Source organism: Bacillus sp. RB3 (assembly GCF_030164735.1).
In the GTDB taxonomy this organism is placed as follows: Bacteria; Bacillota; Bacilli; order Bacillales; family Bacillaceae_G; genus Bacillus_A; species Bacillus_A cereus.
On sequence record NZ_JASNGE010000001.1, the window covers coordinates 218,066 to 235,097 of the forward strand.

Here is a 17,032-nt window from a genome sequence, read left to right on the forward strand (position 1 = left end):
TCTATGTGCATTTGAAAAAGTGTAGCTCCTACTTATTATGGTATCGTTTTTATATTCTTTCATAAGTAGTAGCTGAGTAAAAAGGGGTCGATTTTTTGGCACAACTTTTAGGGCAACAAGCACTGATTGCCATTGTTTCGCATTTATTGTTTATTACCATTACGTGGTGGGCCTTACAAGGCATTCACATTGAGCGTTTAATGAAGTCCGGAAAAGTGCTGCAGACGCGAGTATTACTCATCTTAATTACAATTGCAATTGGGACATCTGTAAGTAACTTTTTCCTTGATTATTTAGGCTATTCGAAGAGTTTAACGTATTTAGTAAAGTAAGTGTATAGAACCTCAAATCTCCGTTAACAATGGGGATAGGAGGGGATGAAATTGAAGCTTAAAGCCATTCTTATTGTTGCACTTAGTGTTGTTTTATTTTTGGTTGGATATAGAGAGATGAAACCGATAAGCGATGAAAAGAAAATGGAGAGCATGATCAAGGCTTTAGAGAAAAATGATGCTAAAGTAGAAAAATGGTCATGGTTAGCGAGAGAAACAAAAACAATTTCTAACATACATACGTTTCAAAAGTTGTTAAACGATGTGAAGGAAAAGGCAAATATTCAAAAGTGGGAAGTAGAGCAATCTCCAGATGGATATAAAGCTACATCCTATAAAAAGCTTTCTTCTTATGAAGAACGAGTAGTAGTAACTTGGAGTAAAGAAAATACTAAAGAAAACACTTTCATTATCTTTGAAGTAAGTGGGGCGAAATGGGACCCGAAGTATGTTCAAAACATGAATAAAATTTTTAGTGAAAAACCTATAATTTACACTTGTGTTCAAGGTGTACTGAATGATAAGATTGAAGGTGTTTTGCAAAATAAAACCAATCAGGTTTTGAAAGATCTTTCAGCAAGAGCGATCGAACAAGTAGAAGAAAGAGCATTTGTGTCAGTCTCCGCATACAATAAAAAGTGGGATGACGCTCTTTCAACAAATAGAGAGAAAATAAATGTGCAAATAGCAATACGTTCTACAGACAACAAAGATACAATTGTGGTTGGCACACCGATCATAACTTCTGAGTATTGAGTGAATAGATACTGAAAAAAGGACACGGAGGGGAATAATTTGGAAAAGATCATCGTCCGTGGCGGAAAGCGGTTAAACGGCACAGTGCGTGTTGAGGGCGCAAAAAATGCTGTATTACCTATAATCGCTGCAGCCCTATTAGCGAGTGATGGAAAGAATGTACTATCTGAAGTACCAGTTTTGTCTGATGTATACACAATTAATGAGGTATTACGTCATTTAAATGCTGAAGTCGTATTTGAAAATAATCAAGTAACAATCGATTCTTCTAAAGAACTAAACATTGAAGCACCATTTGAATATGTACGTAAAATGCGTGCATCTGTTCAAGTAATGGGACCATTATTAGCACGTAACGGTCGTGCTCGTATTGCACTTCCTGGTGGATGTGCAATTGGTTCACGTCCAATTGACCAACATTTAAAAGGCTTCGAAGCAATGGGAGCAAAAGTACAGGTTGGTAACGGTTTTGTTGAGGCATATGTTGAGGGAGAACTAAAAGGAGCTAAAATCTACTTAGACTTCCCAAGCGTAGGCGCGACAGAAAACATTATGTCTGCAGCTACATTAGCAAAAGGGACAACAATTCTTGAAAACGCAGCGAAAGAACCAGAAATCGTTGACTTAGCTAACTTCTTAAATGCGATGGGAGCGAAAGTACGCGGAGCTGGAACTGGAACGATTCGTATCGAAGGCGTTGATAAATTATATGGTGCAAACCACTCTATTATTCCTGACCGTATTGAAGCGGGAACATTCATGGTTGCAGCAGCAATTACTGGTGGAGACATCTTAATTGAAAATGCTGTACCTGAACATTTACGCTCAATTACAGCGAAAATGGAAGAAATGGGTGTTAAAATTATTGAGGAAAACGAAGGTGTACGTGTTATCGGCCCAGATAAGTTAAAAGCGGTTGATATTAAAACTATGCCTCACCCAGGTTTCCCAACAGACATGCAATCACAAATGATGGCATTATTACTACAAGCTGATGGAACAAGCATGATTACAGAAACGGTATTCGAAAACCGCTTTATGCACGTTGAAGAATTCCGTCGTATGAATGCTGATATTAAAATTGAAGGTCGTTCTGTTATTATGAACGGTCCAAACAGCTTACAAGGTGCTGAAGTAGCAGCAACTGACTTACGTGCTGCAGCTGCATTAATCTTAGCTGGTTTAGTATCAGAAGGTTATACTCGTGTAACTGAGTTAAAACATCTTGACCGTGGCTATGTAAACTTCCATAAGAAATTAGCTGCATTAGGTGCAACTATTGAACGTGTAAACGAAAAAGTAGAAGAAGTGAAAGAACAAGAAGTTTCTGATCTTCACGCTTAATTGAAATAGTCTCTATGTCTTTTGACATAGGGGCTATTTTTTTTGGTTATTACTGTTATAGTCAATAAATTCTATACTTATGCACGTACCAGTAAAAATATTTAGAAAATTTCTGTTTTATACTCTTCCCCTTAAGTATGTTCTAAAAGAAAGAGTTGTTCCATAAGAATGAATGGAGTAAAGCTTTTATATTGGGGGAAAATAGGATGAAATTTTCAAAGCCACTTTTTATTACAGTAGCGCTCTTAATAGCGCTCGTTATCATTGTACCCGCAGCCCTTGTTATTCCATTTGCGAAAGCAAAAGTAGGGGAAGAAACGGCCTCTAAAACTCCTCCAGCGATAGAAAGCATACCAGCTCCAGGAAAAGTAGATACAGCTGTTCAAGTTGCTGTATATCGCGAAAAACAGAAGAAGGTAGAAACATTACCAGTGGAGGAGTATGTGACAGGTGTAGTAGCTTCTGAGATGAATGCCAGTTTTGAAATAGAGGCACTAAAGGCGCAGGCATTAGCAGCGAGAACATTTGTAGTACAACGTATGCTAAGCGGAGGAAAGAAAAATAATGCGGACGTGACAGATACGGTGAAAGATCAAGTGTACAAAGGCAAAGATGAATTGAAGAAGCAATGGGGCAATAACTACGAAAATAATTTGAAGAAAATCGAAGAAGCCGTTTCGAAAACAGCAGGACAAGTTTTAACGTATGATGGAAAACCAATTTCAGCATCCTTCTTTTCAACGAGTAATGGCCGAACAGAAAATGCAGCTGACTATTGGGGAAATGATTATCCGTACTTGAAAAGTGTAGATAGTCCGTGGGATCAAGCCTCTCCAAAGTTTACGAGCGAGCAAACATTTACAGTAGCTGATTTTCAAAAACGTCTCGGTGTGAAAGTGCTAGCAGACGGGAAGGTTGGAAATATTAAAGACCTTACGGAAGGAAAGCGCGTAAAGGATGTAGCTTTTCAAGGAAAAACATTAACAGGAAAAGAAGTTCGTGAAAAGTTAGATTTACGTTCTTCTGATTTCACGTGGAAACAACAAGGAGATAAAATCATCGTTACAACGAAAGGCTTCGGTCACGGCGTTGGTATGAGTCAATACGGGGCGAACGGCATGGCAGCGGAAGGAAAGAAATATACAGATATCGTCGCTCATTACTATAAAGGCGTTGAAATAAAGACGATGAATGATTATGAAGGAAAACTGATGGTGAAGAAATAGGTGTCAGAACTCTGGCACCTATTTTTTTTCTGTTTAAAATATCATAATTTTCCATTAATTGTTTGATATAATAGGATAAAAAGGCATTTGGGGGAGATGAAATGGCGTTACTAGAGTTGAAACAGTTAGGGAAGACGAACCAGTTACCGGAAATTGAGCTAAAGGTTGAAAAAGGACAATGTATTGTTTTGCAATGCAATAATCATACAGCTAAAGTGTTACACCGCATTATTATTGGTGAAGAAGAAGCTTCAACTGGCAACGTACTGTTTGAAGGGGAAGCAATTGGAAAGAAAAATTATTTCCGCATCGGCTTTTGTTTTTTGAAAGATGAAGCATATGATCGTTTGAAGGTGAAGGAATACTTTAAGTTTCTATTAGGACTTTATGAATCAAAGGTAAGTATAGAAGAAGTCGTACAGTATGTTGGTCTCCTAGATAAACTAAACGTTAAAATAGAAAAATTGTCATTTTCAGAGAAGCGCCGTCTTCATATAGGACGAATTATGATTCATAATCCAGATTTAGTCATTTTGGAAGAGCCAGAGCAAAATGTAGATACAGAGAGTACGATTATTATTCGAAAAGCAATTATGAAAATGAAAGAGCAAGGAAAGGCAATCTTTATTACGTCATCTTTCCTATCGGATGCCCTTTCGTTAACAGAGGATGTATACATATTAAACAACGATGGTGTGAAAAAAGTAGAAATTGAACAAGAGGAAGTGGAAGGAGTCGGTGAAGAAAAAGTCATTCAAATGATTCCGCAAATGAAGTTAGAAAGAATACCTGCGAAAGTGAACGATAAAATCATTTTACTTGATCCGATGGAAATCCATTTCATTGAAACGCAAAACGGAGTAACGCATATTCACGTTCGTGAAGGCGATTTCGTATGTGCATTAACATTAAGTGAACTAGAAGCGAGATTAACAGGTTTTGGTTTCTTTAGATGTCATCGCTCGTACCTTGTGAATTTACAAAGAGTGCGAGAAGTGATTACTTGGACTCGTAACAGTTTTAGCTTAATTTTAGACGACGAAAGAAAAAGTTCAATCCCGCTTTCAAAAGGACGAATGGATGAATTAAAAGGTGTTATTGGACTATAAAAGTGCTCCAATAAGCTCAACATGCGATTCATTCACCGGTAAAAATACTCCTTTTACCGGTATTTTAATGCGCCTATCCTTTGTTTTTCATATGATTGAGTCAAGAAAAGCGAAACAAACGAACGAAAAGCGCTAAAGCGACTTTCATCTATAAAGAAGAAAAACAAAGGGGATGAAGAAATGACATTGGCAATTGAAATGAAAGATGTAATGAAAAGTTTCAACGAAAAAACGGCACTTCGAAATGTAAATATTGAGGTGAAGCAAGGAGAGATATTCGGATTCCTTGGACCGAGTGGATCTGGTAAGACGACAACAGTAAAAATTTTAACTTCTCAATTGCTTCATAGTGTTGGAACGGTAAGAGTATTAGGGAAAGATATTACAGGACCAAGTAGCATCGATTACAAACGAATTGGTATTTTAACAGATAACAGCGGCTTATATGAAAGACTTAGCATTTATGATAACTTACTATTATTTTGTGACTTATACGATTGCAAAAAAGAACGAATCGATGAAGTACTAGCACAAGTGAATTTATTAGATGATAAAAAAACACCAGTAAAAAAATTATCAAAGGGAATGAAGCAACGCGTCACACTAGCAAGAGCAATCCTTCATAAACCAGATATTCTCTTCTTAGACGAACCAACATCTGCACTTGATCCAGTAAACGTACAAAATATTCATAAAATCTTAAAAGACTTAAATAAAGAAGGAACGACGATTTTCTTAACGACTCACAACATGGACGAAGCAGAAACGCTTTGTAACCGCATTGCCTTCCTGTGTGGCGGAGAGATTGTAGCACTTGATACACCGGAGAACCTTCGCTTACAATACGCGAAAGATCAAATACAAGTCGTGTTAAAGGATAAGAAGAAAGAAACGGTACAAAAAGATGAATTAGGTGCAAAACGTATTTCAGAATGGATGAACAAAGGAGAATTACTATCCATTCATTCACACGAACCAACTTTAGGCGATATCTTTATTGAAGTTACTGGGAGGGGATTATAATGACATTTTCAATGAGACGTGTATCAGCTATTTTTAGAAAAGAAGTACAAGATTTTAAGACAAATTCACAAGTGTTGTTAATGGCATTTTTACCAATTATACTTTCATTTTTGTTTAGCAGATTTGGAGTGGGAAAGGAAATGTTAGGCATTACTACTATAACGGCCTTCCTATTTGTCGCAGGCTTTGTTCAATCTATGGTAATTGCAGAAGAAAAAGAAAAACATACATTGCGTGTATTAATGCTATCACCGGCATCTTCGGTTGAAGTTCTACTTGGAAAAAGTATATTAACAGTATGTTTGACATTGGGCATTTGTATTGTGAACTTATTTATTTTGGATCAATTCAGTGGAAATCTATTATTGCTAGGATTTATTTTCTTATGTGGAACAATTTTATTTATTGTGATTGGAACAATGATTGGATTGTTAGCTGCATCTGTACCACAAACATCAATAATTGGAATGCCGATATTAATGACGATGTATTTGGCTGTACAGTTTGAGCCAATGGTTGAAAATAAAGTAATTAAGACGATGATTGGATATCTTCCAACATCTCATATTGTGAAAGCACTTAACAGTTTAGTAGGTGGGGCGGGATTTGGTAGTATTAGTGGGCATGTATTAAATGTTGCAGTTTGGCTTATTATATCGCTCTTTGTATGTTTAATCGTATATAAAAAGAAACAATTAGATTAAAAACTGAGCCAAAAGTGCTCAGTTTTTTCTTTTTTCTATCATTTCCTCGGAAATTTTACAATTCTTATACATATTTTTACAGATTTTGTCGAAAAGTAATTAGTTATACGTTGTATAGGATACGTGAATATTGTTCAAAATGATTGCTGAGGTGATGATGGAATGCGAGGAAGAAATAATAAAAAGTCGCAAAAGGTAGTACATTTATTTCAAAAAAGATGGGTGTTTCCGGCACTATACATTGCTTGTGCAGCGGTAATCTTAATGGTTGCGCTATGGTTCCAAGGAGCTAATCCGAAGAAGACTCCAAACCACGATCAAGCAACACCGTATACACAATCGGAAGATCCAGCAGTACCAGTAACAAAATCTTCAGAAGTAGTGAAAATGCCAGCTGCCGCGAATGCGGAAGTAGTCGTACAGAAGAAATTCTATGAAGATGCAGCAACTGAGGCGGAACAAGAAAAAGCACTTGTCTTTTATAACAACACATATTCCCCGAATAAAGGAATTGACATTGCTGCGAAGAATGGAAAAGAATTCAATGTTGCTGCTGCTTTAAGTGGTACAGTAACGAAAGCTGAAAAAGATTCACTTCTTGGTTATGTTGTAACAGTTGATAGTGGAAATGGTGTAGCGGTATCTTATCAAAGCTTAGGCAGTGTGAAAGTAGAAAAAGGTGCAAGAGTTGCACAAGGTGAAGTATTAGGAACATCCGGTCTAAGTGCAATGAATAAAGAGGCAGGTTCTCACGTTCACTTTGAAGTACGTAAAGACAATGTGGCTGTGAACCCTGAACGTTACTTAAATAAATCAGTAACAGAAATTAAAGCTGATGCAGGTGCTGCAAAGGCTACGAATGCTTCTGGTAAAAAAGCTGATGACAAATCTCAAAAAGAAGAGAAGTCAACGAGCACGAAACCTGAAAGTAAAACAGAAGACAAGTCTCAAAAAGAAGAGAAATCAACAAGCGGTTCAACTAGTGACAAAAAAGAAGAACCGAAGAAAGAAGAAAAATCAACAAATGGTTCTACAGAATCATCTAACGATTCTTCTTCACAAGAATAAGAAAGTGAAAAAATCAGTTCCCACTAGGGGAGCTGATTTTTTTATTTTTATATAAAAATACTCAATTTCGAGAAAAAAGTTGCAATAACAAGGAAAAATGACGAGATTCTCGAATATATATTACAAAAGGGAGGGGATACTGTGTCATTTTTGTTTGTTCTGTCGACTGCTATTATTTTATTGTTTGTTTTATTCACTTTATATTATTATATTGCCGGTAAGAAAGAGGTTCCCCACCATCAATTGTTAGAAGAAGAATTGGAACGAGAAGAATGACACCTTATATATAAGGTGTCATTTTTTTTCGCTATAATAGTCAGTTTTAACGTATTTCTCACAAAAAACGTAATTTTTCTTAACTTAGTCCGCAAAAATAGTGAACATGTAGCATATATCAGTAGTGCGGGCAATACAATGGTATAAACCAAAGCAAAGAGAGTGTTTGAGGTGAGAAATCGTGAATCATTTCATTATAAATCCAAGAATGTTTAACGCTTACAAACAGCACTCACACTTACTTCTTAGTCGTATGCAGCGAGGCTCATTTCACCCTTCTCACATCCAAATTAGGGAGGCGAGTGGTGTGCACGATTACATCAAAGAGAGAACTATCAAGATTGGTAAGTATATCGTGGAGACAAGAAAGACAGTGCGTGTCATTGCAAAGGAATTTGGGGTATCAAAGAGTACAGTCCATAAAGATTTAACAGAACGTCTACCAGAAATTAATCCAGAGCTCGCAAATGAAGTGAAAGAAATTCTTGATTATCATAAGTCTATTCGTCATTTAAGAGGGGGAGAAGCAACAAAACAAAAGTATAGAAAAGAAGATGTAGAGAAGCCTGTACGTCAATAATGTTACAGTAGCAAACATTCCGTTCACATTCGGTAATATTTTTCAGAAGAATTCTTTTTGCGAATATTACGTTTCTGTTAAATTTATGATAAAATCAGAAATTAGGTGAAAAGAATTCGGGTGTAACCTGATTTTGAATATCGAGGAGGAAAAAACGGGAATGTTTGCGCGAGATATCGGAATTGACCTAGGTACGGCTAACGTATTAATTCATGTTAAAGGTAAGGGTATTGTATTAAATGAGCCATCTGTTGTGGCGATTGATCGTAATAGTGGTAAAGTATTAGCAGTAGGTGAAGAAGCGAGAAGCATGGTGGGACGTACGCCTGGTAATATTGTAGCAATTCGTCCACTTAAAGATGGTGTAATCGCAGACTTCGAAATTACAGAAGCAATGTTAAAGTATTTCATTAACAAATTGGACGTAAAGAGCTTCTTTTCAAAACCTCGTATTTTAATTTGTTGTCCAACAAATATTACATCAGTAGAACAAAAAGCAATTCGTGAAGCTGCTGAACGTTCAGGTGGTAAAACAGTATTTTTAGAAGAAGAACCAAAAGTAGCCGCAGTTGGTGCTGGTATGGAAATCTTCCAACCAAGCGGTAACATGGTTGTTGATATTGGTGGAGGTACAACAGATATCGCTGTACTATCTATGGGTGATATTGTTACCTCTTCCTCTATCAAAATGGCTGGCGATAAGTTTGATATGGAGATCTTAAACTATATTAAACGTAAGTATAAGCTATTAATCGGAGAACGTACTTCAGAAGATATTAAAATTAAAGTTGGTACAGTATTCCCAGGTGCACGTAGCGAAGAACTTGAAATTCGCGGACGTGACATGGTAACAGGCTTACCACGTACAATTACAGTATGCTCTGAAGAAATTACAGAAGCATTAAAAGAAAATGCAGCCGTTATTGTACAAGCTGCAAAAGGCGTATTAGAGCGCACACCACCAGAACTATCTGCAGATATCATCGACCGCGGTGTTATTCTAACAGGCGGTGGAGCTTTACTACACGGTATCGACATGCTTCTAGCAGAAGAACTAAAAGTACCAGTATTAATTGCTGAAAACCCAATGCACTGCGTTGCGGTTGGTACAGGTATTATGTTAGAGAATATCGACAGATTACCAAAGCGTGCTTTGAGATAATTTGAAAGAACTAAGGCTGACGCCTTAGTTCTTTTTTTTGTTTTTATATTTTTTTATTTTGTTTTTTTGCGAAAATGGAAGGAAAATAGAGAAATATGAAGGAAACAGGTAAAATATTCATATATATGGTTAAATTTAATATTTCCTTAATTGAAAACGTTTATAATATAATGAGTCGAATACGACATTAAGGCAAATAATGTTTCAATACATATTGCCTTTCCCTAATTTGGGCATACACTCTTTTCCACCTCCGTGTCAGTTGCAAAAATGTGCAACTATTTTAATGGAATAGAGTGTGTGCATTTTTTTTAGGAAGTTGTGCTAAATATAAAATGTTACTTTGTAATGACAAACAATAAACAAAATGGGATAATAGCAATATGTCCAAGTGGTAAGACCAATATTACAAAAGGGGCGATTGTTACATGCTAAATATAGAACAAATTAAAGAAATCATTCCTCACCGCTATCCATTTTTACTTGTTGATAAAATATTAGAAGTAGATGAAGGAAAAAGAGCGGTTGGGATTAAAAATGTATCCGCAAACGAAGAATTCTTTAACGGACACTTCCCTGACTATGCAGTTATGCCTGGTGTACTTATTGTAGAAGCATTAGCACAAGTCGGAGCGGTTGCAGTATTAAAGAAAGAAGAAAACCGCGGAAGACTTGCTTTCTTTGCAGGTATCGACAATTGCCGTTTCAAAAAACAAGTACGCCCAGGTGATCAGCTTCGTCTAGAAGTAGAAATGACACGCGTACGCGGCCCAATTGGAAAAGGAAAAGCAATCGCAACAGTAGATGGTGAAGTTGCATGTGAGGCAGAAATTACATTTGCAATTGGTGATAAAAAAGAATAGATAGTACTAAAAAATCTCCTTGTGAAAAGACAAGGGGATTTTTTTAATTTCTGTTATATAACGATGAAACGATAATATACAAACTAATCAGAAAATAACTTGTAAATAGATGGCAATTACCATATACTTACTTTATTATTTATCTAGAAAACAGGATAAGTGATAAAGGTAATAAAGAAATAAGGGCATTGTCATATTGTTAAGGTACTTAAGTAAGACAAATTAGAATGTTATTGATTATGATGAGATATGGGGAAATCAGCAAAAATATTAATTAGACGTATGAAATCGAGCATAAGAGAGAGAAAAGGGAAATGTCGCATTTCACAAAAGGAGATTATGAATATGTTCGGGAGAAAGAAAAGAAAACCATTACGACAATTAATTACACATAAAGAGCCTAAATCGCGTATTACAGAACAATACCGTAACATTCGTACAAACATTGAGTTTACATCTGTAGATAATCATGTTCGTTCTATTATTGTTACTTCGGCAGATCCAGGTGATGGGAAAACAACGACAATCTCAAACTTAGCAGTTGTTTTCGGACAACAAGGAAAGAAAGTTTTATTAATTGGAGCTGACTTGCGGAAGCCGACGATACAAAACTTATTTGCCATTCATAGTTCAAATGGATTAACGAACTTATTATCAGGACAAGCAAAACTTATGCAATGCATTCAAAAAACAGATATAGAGAACGTATACTTAATGGCAGCAGGTCCAATCCCGCCAAACCCAGCAGAACTATTAGGGAGCCGGACAATGGACGAGGCGTTGCTAGAAGCATATAGCATGTTTGATATTATATTAATCGACACACCACCTGTCCTTGCGGTTACAGATGCACAAATACTTGCGAATAAATGTGATGGAATCGTACTCGTTGTACGAAGTGAAAAGACAGAAAAAGATAAAATCGTAAAAGCGAAACAAATATTAGATAAAGCATCAGGAAAACTACTAGGTGTTGTTTTAAACGATAAAAGAGAAGAAAAAGAGCAGTATGGTTATTACTAAAATATGAAAAAGCCAACAAAAATTTGTTGGCTTTTTTGTTTTCTGAAAATTATTTATCAAGTTATACAGTGTAAAAAGCATGATATGATAAAATTTTTGGGAAATCATTGGAATGTGTTGTCATATTTAAGATTATTTTGTAAGATTAAACTTGTTTCTTGTGAACAAATATAGAACTGAATTATTAAAAATAAAAAATGTAAGATTTATATGTTATAATTTTTCCTATGTGTAAATTTTAGAAAGTTGGAGGAACCTATGGAAGAAACAATTAGTCTAAAAGAGTTATTTCATATCTTAAAAAAACGTTTAGCAATGATCCTCGTAATCGCCTTTGGTGCAGCTATTGTAAGTGCTATCATTAGCTTTTTCTTCATGACACCAATCTATCAATCTTCGACGCAAATTCTTGTTAACCAGAAGAAGCAAGAAGGATCTGCAATTCAGTACAATGAGGTACAAACAAATATTCAATTAACAAATACATATAAGGTTATTATTAAAAGTCCAGTAATCTTAGAACAAGTGAATGAAAAGTTGAATTTAAACATGACAGCGCAAGCCTTAATGGGAAAAATTAATGTTGCTAATGAAAAAGATTCACAGGTCATTTCTGTTACAGCTACGGATAAGGACCCAAAATTAGCTCGTAATATTGCGAATGCAACGGCAGATGTATTTAAAGATGAAGTTGCAAAAATTATGAGTATTGATAACGTAACAGTATTGTCTAAGGCAGAAGTTGTAGAGAATCAATCTCCAATTAAACCGCGTCCAATGTTAAATGTAGCAATTGCATTCGTTGTTGGCTTAATAGCTGCAGTTGGTCTTGCATTCTTACTAGAGTATTTAGATAACACGGTGAAAAAAGAAGAAGATGTGGAAAAGTTACTTGGTTTACCAGTGCTAGGTATCGTTGCTCGTATGGATGAAGAAACAATGAACGTGAAATCACACGCTCCATCATCAAGAAAAGTGAGGGGACAAACAATTGGCTCTTAATTTATTTAAAAAGAAAAAGAATTACCGTCAACGCCGTCAATTAATTGCTCATCAACAACCGAAATCACCAATTTCAGAACAATATCGTAATATTCGAACAAATATTGAATTTGCAGCTGTTGATACGAATTTACATTCATTAATGGTCACGTCTGCAAACCCAAGTGAAGGGAAAACCACAACGACAGCTAATATGGCAGTTGTGTTTGCCCAACAAGGAAAGAAAGTATTATTAATTGATGCTGATATGCGTAAGCCGGCGATGCATCAAATGTTCCAAGTAGATAATATTTTTGGACTCACGAATGTATTAACACATAGTGAACGTTTAGAAAAATGTGTGCAAACAACATTAGTTGATAATCTACACTTTTTAGCTTGTGGTCCAATTCCACCAAATCCAGCAGAGTTGTTAGGTTCAAAATCAATGAAAGAACTTCTTGGACAAGCATACAGTATGTATGATCTGGTTATTTTTGACATGCCGCCAATTTTAGCTGTTACCGACGCACAAATTATGGCAAATGTATGTGATGCTTCTATTCTTGTTGTTCGTAGTGAATCAACAGAGAAAGAAACAGCAGTAAAAGCAAAAGGATTATTAGAGTCTGCAAAAGGTAAATTGTTAGGTGTCGTTCTAAACGATCGTGAACGTGAACAAGGCTTATATTATTATTACGGTGCAAACTAATTTTAAAGTGAGATATGGTAAAAACATATCTCCTTTTTCCCCTTGAATATGAGATATCTCATATTCAAGGGGAAAAAGATTTTTATATGAGAGAGGGAGGATGAAACAAATGATAGATTTACATTGTCACATTTTACCTGGTATCGATGACGGTGCACAGACAGTAACAGATAGTTTAGCAATGGCACAACAAGCCGTAGCAGAAGGAATACATACAATTGTCGCAACGCCGCACCATCAAAATGGCAAATATGTAAATGAACGTACCTCAATTATCCATCACGTAAAACAACTAAATGATGAACTACAACAAAATAATATTCCACTTATTATTTTGCCGGGACAAGAAGTCAGGTTATATGGTGACTTATTAGAAGACTATGAAACTGGTAAAATCGTTACTTTAAATGAAACAAATAAATATATATTCATTGAATTTCCATCGAATCACGTACCACGTTATGCTGAACAATTATTATACGAATTACGTGTAAAGGGAATGATTCCAATTATTGTTCATCCAGAACGTAATGCCGAGTTAATCGAGCGGCCAGATAAGTTATATAACCTTGTAAATAAAGGGGCATTAACACAAGTGACAGCAGGTAGTTTGCTTGGAAAATTTGGAAAGAAAATCAAAAAATTCTCACTACAGCTTGTAGAACATAATTTAACACATATGGTCGCTTCAGATGCACATAACACGACATCAAGGGGGTTTCATTTAGCGGAAAGCTATGAATTAATTGAGAAAGAATTCGGAATGAATGTTATGAGTGATTTGAAGGAAAATCCGTACTTAATAATTAGCGGGAAGGCAATTTACAAAGAAGATCCAGAACAAATTCGTCGTAAAAAATTGTTCGGTATTTTTTAAATAAAGAATTGGTGATGTCTCCTAACCGTTATCAACGGGGGCACTCGGTCGTGCTGTGGGTAGAAATTTTTATTTCGAACCTACCTTAGACGCTTGTCGTCGGGAGTATGACGTGAGGGTGGGTTAGATGCCCATAATTTATTTCTAATAGAAACTCTACCTATGGAGTTATAAACAAGACTCTATAGGTAGGGTTTTTGTTATTGCTACATATAAATAAAAGGATGCAGGGGGACTAAAATTGAAAAAAGTAAGAAAAGCAATTATTCCAGCAGCTGGTCTTGGGACAAGATTTTTACCAGCAACAAAAGCGATGCCGAAAGAAATGTTACCGATCGTTGACAAGCCGACAATTCAATACATAGTAGAAGAAGCGATAGAATCAGGAATTGAAGATATTATTATTGTTACTGGAAAAGGTAAACGTGCCATTGAAGATCATTTTGATCATTCCTTTGAATTAGAGCAAAGCTTACTTGAAAAAGGGAAACATGAGATGCTAGAAAAAGTACAAGCTTCTTCAAAAATTAATATTCATTACATAAGACAAAAGGAACCAAAAGGGCTGGGACACGCAGTATGGTGTGCACGTAAATTTATTGGGAATGAACCATTTGCTGTATTACTTGGTGATGATATTGTCCAAGCAGAAACACCGTGTTTACGTCAATTAATGGATCAATATGAAGGTACACAGTCATCAGTTATTGGTGTACAAACAGTACCTGAAAACGAAACACATCGTTACGGTATTATCGATCCAATTGAACAAAGCGATCGTCGTTATCAAGTACGTCAATTTGTGGAGAAGCCAGCCCAAGGAACTGCCCCATCAAATTTAGCAATTATGGGTCGTTACGTATTAACGCCAGAAATCTTTATGTTCCTTGAAAATCAACAAACAGGTGCGGGTGGAGAAATCCAATTAACAGATGCAATTCAACGATTAAATGAAGTTCAACGTGTATTTGCTTATGACTTTGAGGGTACGCGTTACGATGTTGGGGAGAAGTTTGGATTTATTAAGACGACGATTGAGATGGCACTGCAAAATGAAGAATTAAATGTAGAGTTAATGAAGTATATGAAGGAACTTGTAAAAAAGGAAGAGGTACATTCATAAGAGAATGTCCTTTTTTATTATGAGTAAGATAAGAATTATATAAAGAAGGGAACAGGTATATTGAGTTATCGAAGACGGCTCTCATTATTAATTTTATTAGATTCATTTATAGTACTCACTGCCGTGTATTTAAGTTATTGGTTTATACATCCAAATGTATTGAATAAGATTCCTATGACAGTAGTTATTAGTTCTATTACATTATTATGTAGTCATCATGTTTTTGCTGCTATTTATAAGCTTTATAATAAGGCATGGGAATATGCAAGTATTGGAGAGCTAAAGCAAATATTTAAGGCAATTACGCTATCAATTTTAGTAACAGCAATTGTTCAACAAATTATTAATCACGATATTTATGTTCGAATTTTAGCAATCGCATGGATGTTACATTTATTATTAATTGGTGGTTCTCGCTTCGTATGGCGTATGTTCCGTGATACATATATTTCGAAGGCAACTAATAAAAAACGAACATTAATTATTGGTGCAGGTTCAGCAGGAACAATGGTGGTTCGTCAATTACAACATAATAAAGAAGCAGATTTGTATCCAATTGCGTTTGTTGATGATGATAGAAATAAGCAAAAATTGGAGATTTATAATGTGCCGGTTATTGGTACAACAAATCATATTCAAGAAATTGTGGAAGATAATGATATAGAACATATCATTATTGCAATCCCTTCATTAAATAGAGGGCAAATAAATGAGATTTTTGAGAAGTGTAGAAAAACGAAGGCGAAAACGCAAATTGTGCCGATGTTAGAAGACTTATTAGATGGAAAAGTGTCTGTAAATGAATTTCGTGATGTGCAAGTGGAAGATTTACTAGGGAGAGAGCCTGTTCAATTAGATGATAAGGGAATAGGTGAGAAGATTAAAGATAAGACGGTTTTAATAACGGGTGCTGGGGGCTCTATTGGATCAGAGATTTGCCGTCAGATTTTAAAATATAAACCAGCAAAAATGGTTCTTTTAGGACATGGAGAGAATAGTATTTATCATATCGAGATGGAATTGAGAACTAAGTATAAAGAGCAAGCAGAATTTGTAACAGAAATTGCTGACATACAAGATCGAAATAAAATATTTGAAATAATGAAAAAACACAAACCTTTTGTTGTATACCATGCAGCTGCACATAAACACGTTCCATTGATGGAAAGAAATCCTGAAGAAGCTGTAAAAAATAATATAATTGGTACCAAAAATGTTGCAGAAGCCGCAGATACATTTGGAATAAATACATTTGTCATGGTTTCAACAGATAAAGCGGTAAACCCAACAAATGTAATGGGAGCAACAAAACGTGTTGCAGAAATGGTTGTTCAACACATGGCTATGATCAGTCAAACAAGATTTGTTGCTGTTAGGTTTGGAAATGTATTAGGTAGTCGCGGAAGTGTAATTCCATTGTTTAAAAAACAAATTCAAAGTGGGGGACCAGTTACAGTTACCCACCCAGATATTACCCGTTACTTTATGACCATTCCAGAGGCATCACGACTTGTAATCCAAGCAGGATCTTTGGCAAGAGGTGGAGAGCTATTTGTATTAGATATGGGAGAACCTGTTAAAATTGCAGATTTGGCAAAGAATTTAATTCAGCTTTCGGGTTATTCTATTGAGGAAATTGGAATTGAATATAGTGGACTAAGACCGGGAGAGAAGATGTACGAAGAGTTGTTAAATGATAATGAAATTCATAAGGAACAAGTATTTCCTAAAATCCATATAGGAAAGGCTGTTTTAAAAGATTTTGAATCCATTCAACAATTTATAAATGAGTTTGAGCAGATGAGTCAAGAGAGTATTAGGAAAACCTTATTAGATTTTGCGAATAATAAAGTTGAAGTGAATAGCTAAATTT

Annotated in this window: 18 protein-coding genes; all 18 read left to right on the top strand. The window is 35.6% G+C overall.

Going from position 1 to position 17,032, the window contains the following annotated elements:
- Nucleotides 1-95: 95 nt before the first annotated feature.
- The 18 genes from QO049_RS01035 to QO049_RS01120 all read left to right on the top strand — a co-directional run bounded on the left by QO049_RS01035 (nt 96) and on the right by QO049_RS01120 (nt 17,028).
- A complete protein-coding gene (locus QO049_RS01035; protein ID WP_000057889.1) occupies nt 96-332 on the top strand; it encodes a DUF1146 family protein in 237 nt (78 codons plus the stop codon).
- Between the two features lie 51 nt (nt 333-383).
- On the top strand, nt 384-1,088 hold the full coding sequence (locus tag QO049_RS01040; protein ID WP_025688661.1) for a YwmB family TATA-box binding protein: 705 nt from the start codon (nt 384-386) through the stop codon (nt 1,086-1,088).
- A gap of 39 nt (nt 1,089-1,127) precedes the next feature.
- The gene (gene murA, locus QO049_RS01045; protein WP_000411274.1) at nt 1,128-2,432 is read left to right on the top strand and encodes a UDP-N-acetylglucosamine 1-carboxyvinyltransferase; all 1,305 of its coding nucleotides are present in this window, start codon (nt 1,128-1,130) and stop codon (nt 2,430-2,432) included.
- Between the two features lie 206 nt (nt 2,433-2,638).
- Nucleotides 2,639-3,658 carry a stage II sporulation protein D gene (gene spoIID / locus QO049_RS01050; protein WP_000672659.1) on the top strand — a complete coding sequence of 340 codons (1,020 nt, stop codon included), beginning with the start codon at nt 2,639-2,641 and terminating at the stop codon, nt 3,656-3,658.
- Between the two features lie 101 nt (nt 3,659-3,759).
- Nucleotides 3,760-4,767 (top strand): LytTR family transcriptional regulator DNA-binding domain-containing protein, encoded by a 1,008-nt coding sequence (locus QO049_RS01055; RefSeq protein WP_097813943.1) that lies wholly within the window; start codon nt 3,760-3,762, stop codon nt 4,765-4,767.
- A 180-nt stretch (nt 4,768-4,947) separates the two neighbouring features.
- Nucleotides 4,948-5,790, top strand: a complete 843-nt coding sequence (locus tag QO049_RS01060; RefSeq protein ID WP_000170855.1) for an ABC transporter ATP-binding protein — start codon at nt 4,948-4,950, stop codon at nt 5,788-5,790.
- Complete coding sequence (locus tag QO049_RS01065) at nt 5,790-6,494, top strand: ABC transporter permease (RefSeq protein ID WP_000144447.1); 705 nt, start codon at nt 5,790-5,792, stop codon at nt 6,492-6,494. The genes QO049_RS01060 and QO049_RS01065 overlap by 1 nt, the downstream gene beginning before the upstream one ends.
- A gap of 162 nt (nt 6,495-6,656) precedes the next feature.
- A complete protein-coding gene (gene spoIIQ, locus QO049_RS01070; RefSeq protein WP_001214926.1) occupies nt 6,657-7,562 on the top strand; it encodes a stage II sporulation protein SpoIIQ in 906 nt (301 codons plus the stop codon).
- A 141-nt stretch (nt 7,563-7,703) separates the two neighbouring features.
- Nucleotides 7,704-7,838, top strand: coding sequence for a hypothetical protein (locus tag QO049_RS01075; protein ID WP_000008903.1), 135 nt, complete (start codon nt 7,704-7,706; stop codon nt 7,836-7,838).
- Nucleotides 7,839-8,145: 307 nt separating this feature from the next.
- Nucleotides 8,146-8,418, top strand: a complete 273-nt coding sequence (spoIIID, locus tag QO049_RS01080; protein ID WP_000544012.1) for a sporulation transcriptional regulator SpoIIID — start codon at nt 8,146-8,148, stop codon at nt 8,416-8,418.
- A gap of 160 nt (nt 8,419-8,578) precedes the next feature.
- The gene (gene mreB, locus QO049_RS01085; protein WP_000457978.1) at nt 8,579-9,580 is read left to right on the top strand and encodes a rod shape-determining protein; all 1,002 of its coding nucleotides are present in this window, start codon (nt 8,579-8,581) and stop codon (nt 9,578-9,580) included.
- A 428-nt stretch (nt 9,581-10,008) separates the two neighbouring features.
- The gene (gene fabZ, locus QO049_RS01090; protein ID WP_000931959.1) at nt 10,009-10,443 is read left to right on the top strand and encodes a 3-hydroxyacyl-ACP dehydratase FabZ; all 435 of its coding nucleotides are present in this window, start codon (nt 10,009-10,011) and stop codon (nt 10,441-10,443) included.
- 345 nt (nt 10,444-10,788) lie between these two features.
- Nucleotides 10,789-11,466: a CpsD/CapB family tyrosine-protein kinase gene (locus QO049_RS01095; RefSeq protein ID WP_284489092.1), complete on the top strand. Its 678-nt coding sequence runs from the start codon at nt 10,789-10,791 to the stop codon at nt 11,464-11,466.
- Nucleotides 11,467-11,724: 258 nt separating this feature from the next.
- The gene (locus QO049_RS01100) at nt 11,725-12,468 is read left to right on the top strand and encodes a YveK family protein (protein ID WP_000393154.1); all 744 of its coding nucleotides are present in this window, start codon (nt 11,725-11,727) and stop codon (nt 12,466-12,468) included.
- Nucleotides 12,458-13,159 carry a CpsD/CapB family tyrosine-protein kinase gene (locus tag QO049_RS01105; protein ID WP_001207192.1) on the top strand — a complete coding sequence of 234 codons (702 nt, stop codon included), beginning with the start codon at nt 12,458-12,460 and terminating at the stop codon, nt 13,157-13,159. Before QO049_RS01100 ends, QO049_RS01105 begins: the two co-directional genes overlap by 11 nt.
- 109 nt (nt 13,160-13,268) lie before the next feature.
- Nucleotides 13,269-14,036 (top strand): tyrosine-protein phosphatase, encoded by a 768-nt coding sequence (locus QO049_RS01110; protein ID WP_098581231.1) that lies wholly within the window; start codon nt 13,269-13,271, stop codon nt 14,034-14,036.
- Nucleotides 14,037-14,277: 241 nt separating this feature from the next.
- A complete protein-coding gene (bpsC, locus tag QO049_RS01115; RefSeq protein WP_000757806.1) occupies nt 14,278-15,159 on the top strand; it encodes a UTP--glucose-1-phosphate uridylyltransferase BpsC in 882 nt (293 codons plus the stop codon).
- Between the two features lie 60 nt (nt 15,160-15,219).
- Nucleotides 15,220-17,028, top strand: a complete 1,809-nt coding sequence (locus QO049_RS01120; protein ID WP_000122182.1) for a polysaccharide biosynthesis protein — start codon at nt 15,220-15,222, stop codon at nt 17,026-17,028.
- Nucleotides 17,029-17,032 lie beyond the last annotated feature (4 nt).

Bases quoted from the DNA above. Each gene is read 5' to 3' on its own strand.
- spoIID (WP_000672659.1), top strand. From the start codon at position 2,639: ATGAAATTTTCAAAGCCACTTTTTATTACAGTAGCGCTCTTAATAGCG.
- QO049_RS01055 (WP_097813943.1), top strand. From the start codon at position 3,760: ATGGCGTTACTAGAGTTGAAACAGTTAGGGAAGACGAACCAGTTACCG.
- QO049_RS01060 (WP_000170855.1), top strand. From the start codon at position 4,948: ATGACATTGGCAATTGAAATGAAAGATGTAATGAAAAGTTTCAACGAA.
- QO049_RS01065 (WP_000144447.1), top strand. From the start codon at position 5,790: ATGACATTTTCAATGAGACGTGTATCAGCTATTTTTAGAAAAGAAGTA.
- spoIIQ (WP_001214926.1), top strand. From the start codon at position 6,657: ATGCGAGGAAGAAATAATAAAAAGTCGCAAAAGGTAGTACATTTATTT.
- mreB (WP_000457978.1), top strand. From the start codon at position 8,579: ATGTTTGCGCGAGATATCGGAATTGACCTAGGTACGGCTAACGTATTA.
- fabZ (WP_000931959.1), top strand. From the start codon at position 10,009: ATGCTAAATATAGAACAAATTAAAGAAATCATTCCTCACCGCTATCCA.
- QO049_RS01095 (WP_284489092.1), top strand. From the start codon at position 10,789: ATGTTCGGGAGAAAGAAAAGAAAACCATTACGACAATTAATTACACAT.
- QO049_RS01100 (WP_000393154.1), top strand. From the start codon at position 11,725: ATGGAAGAAACAATTAGTCTAAAAGAGTTATTTCATATCTTAAAAAAA.
- QO049_RS01110 (WP_098581231.1), top strand. From the start codon at position 13,269: ATGATAGATTTACATTGTCACATTTTACCTGGTATCGATGACGGTGCA.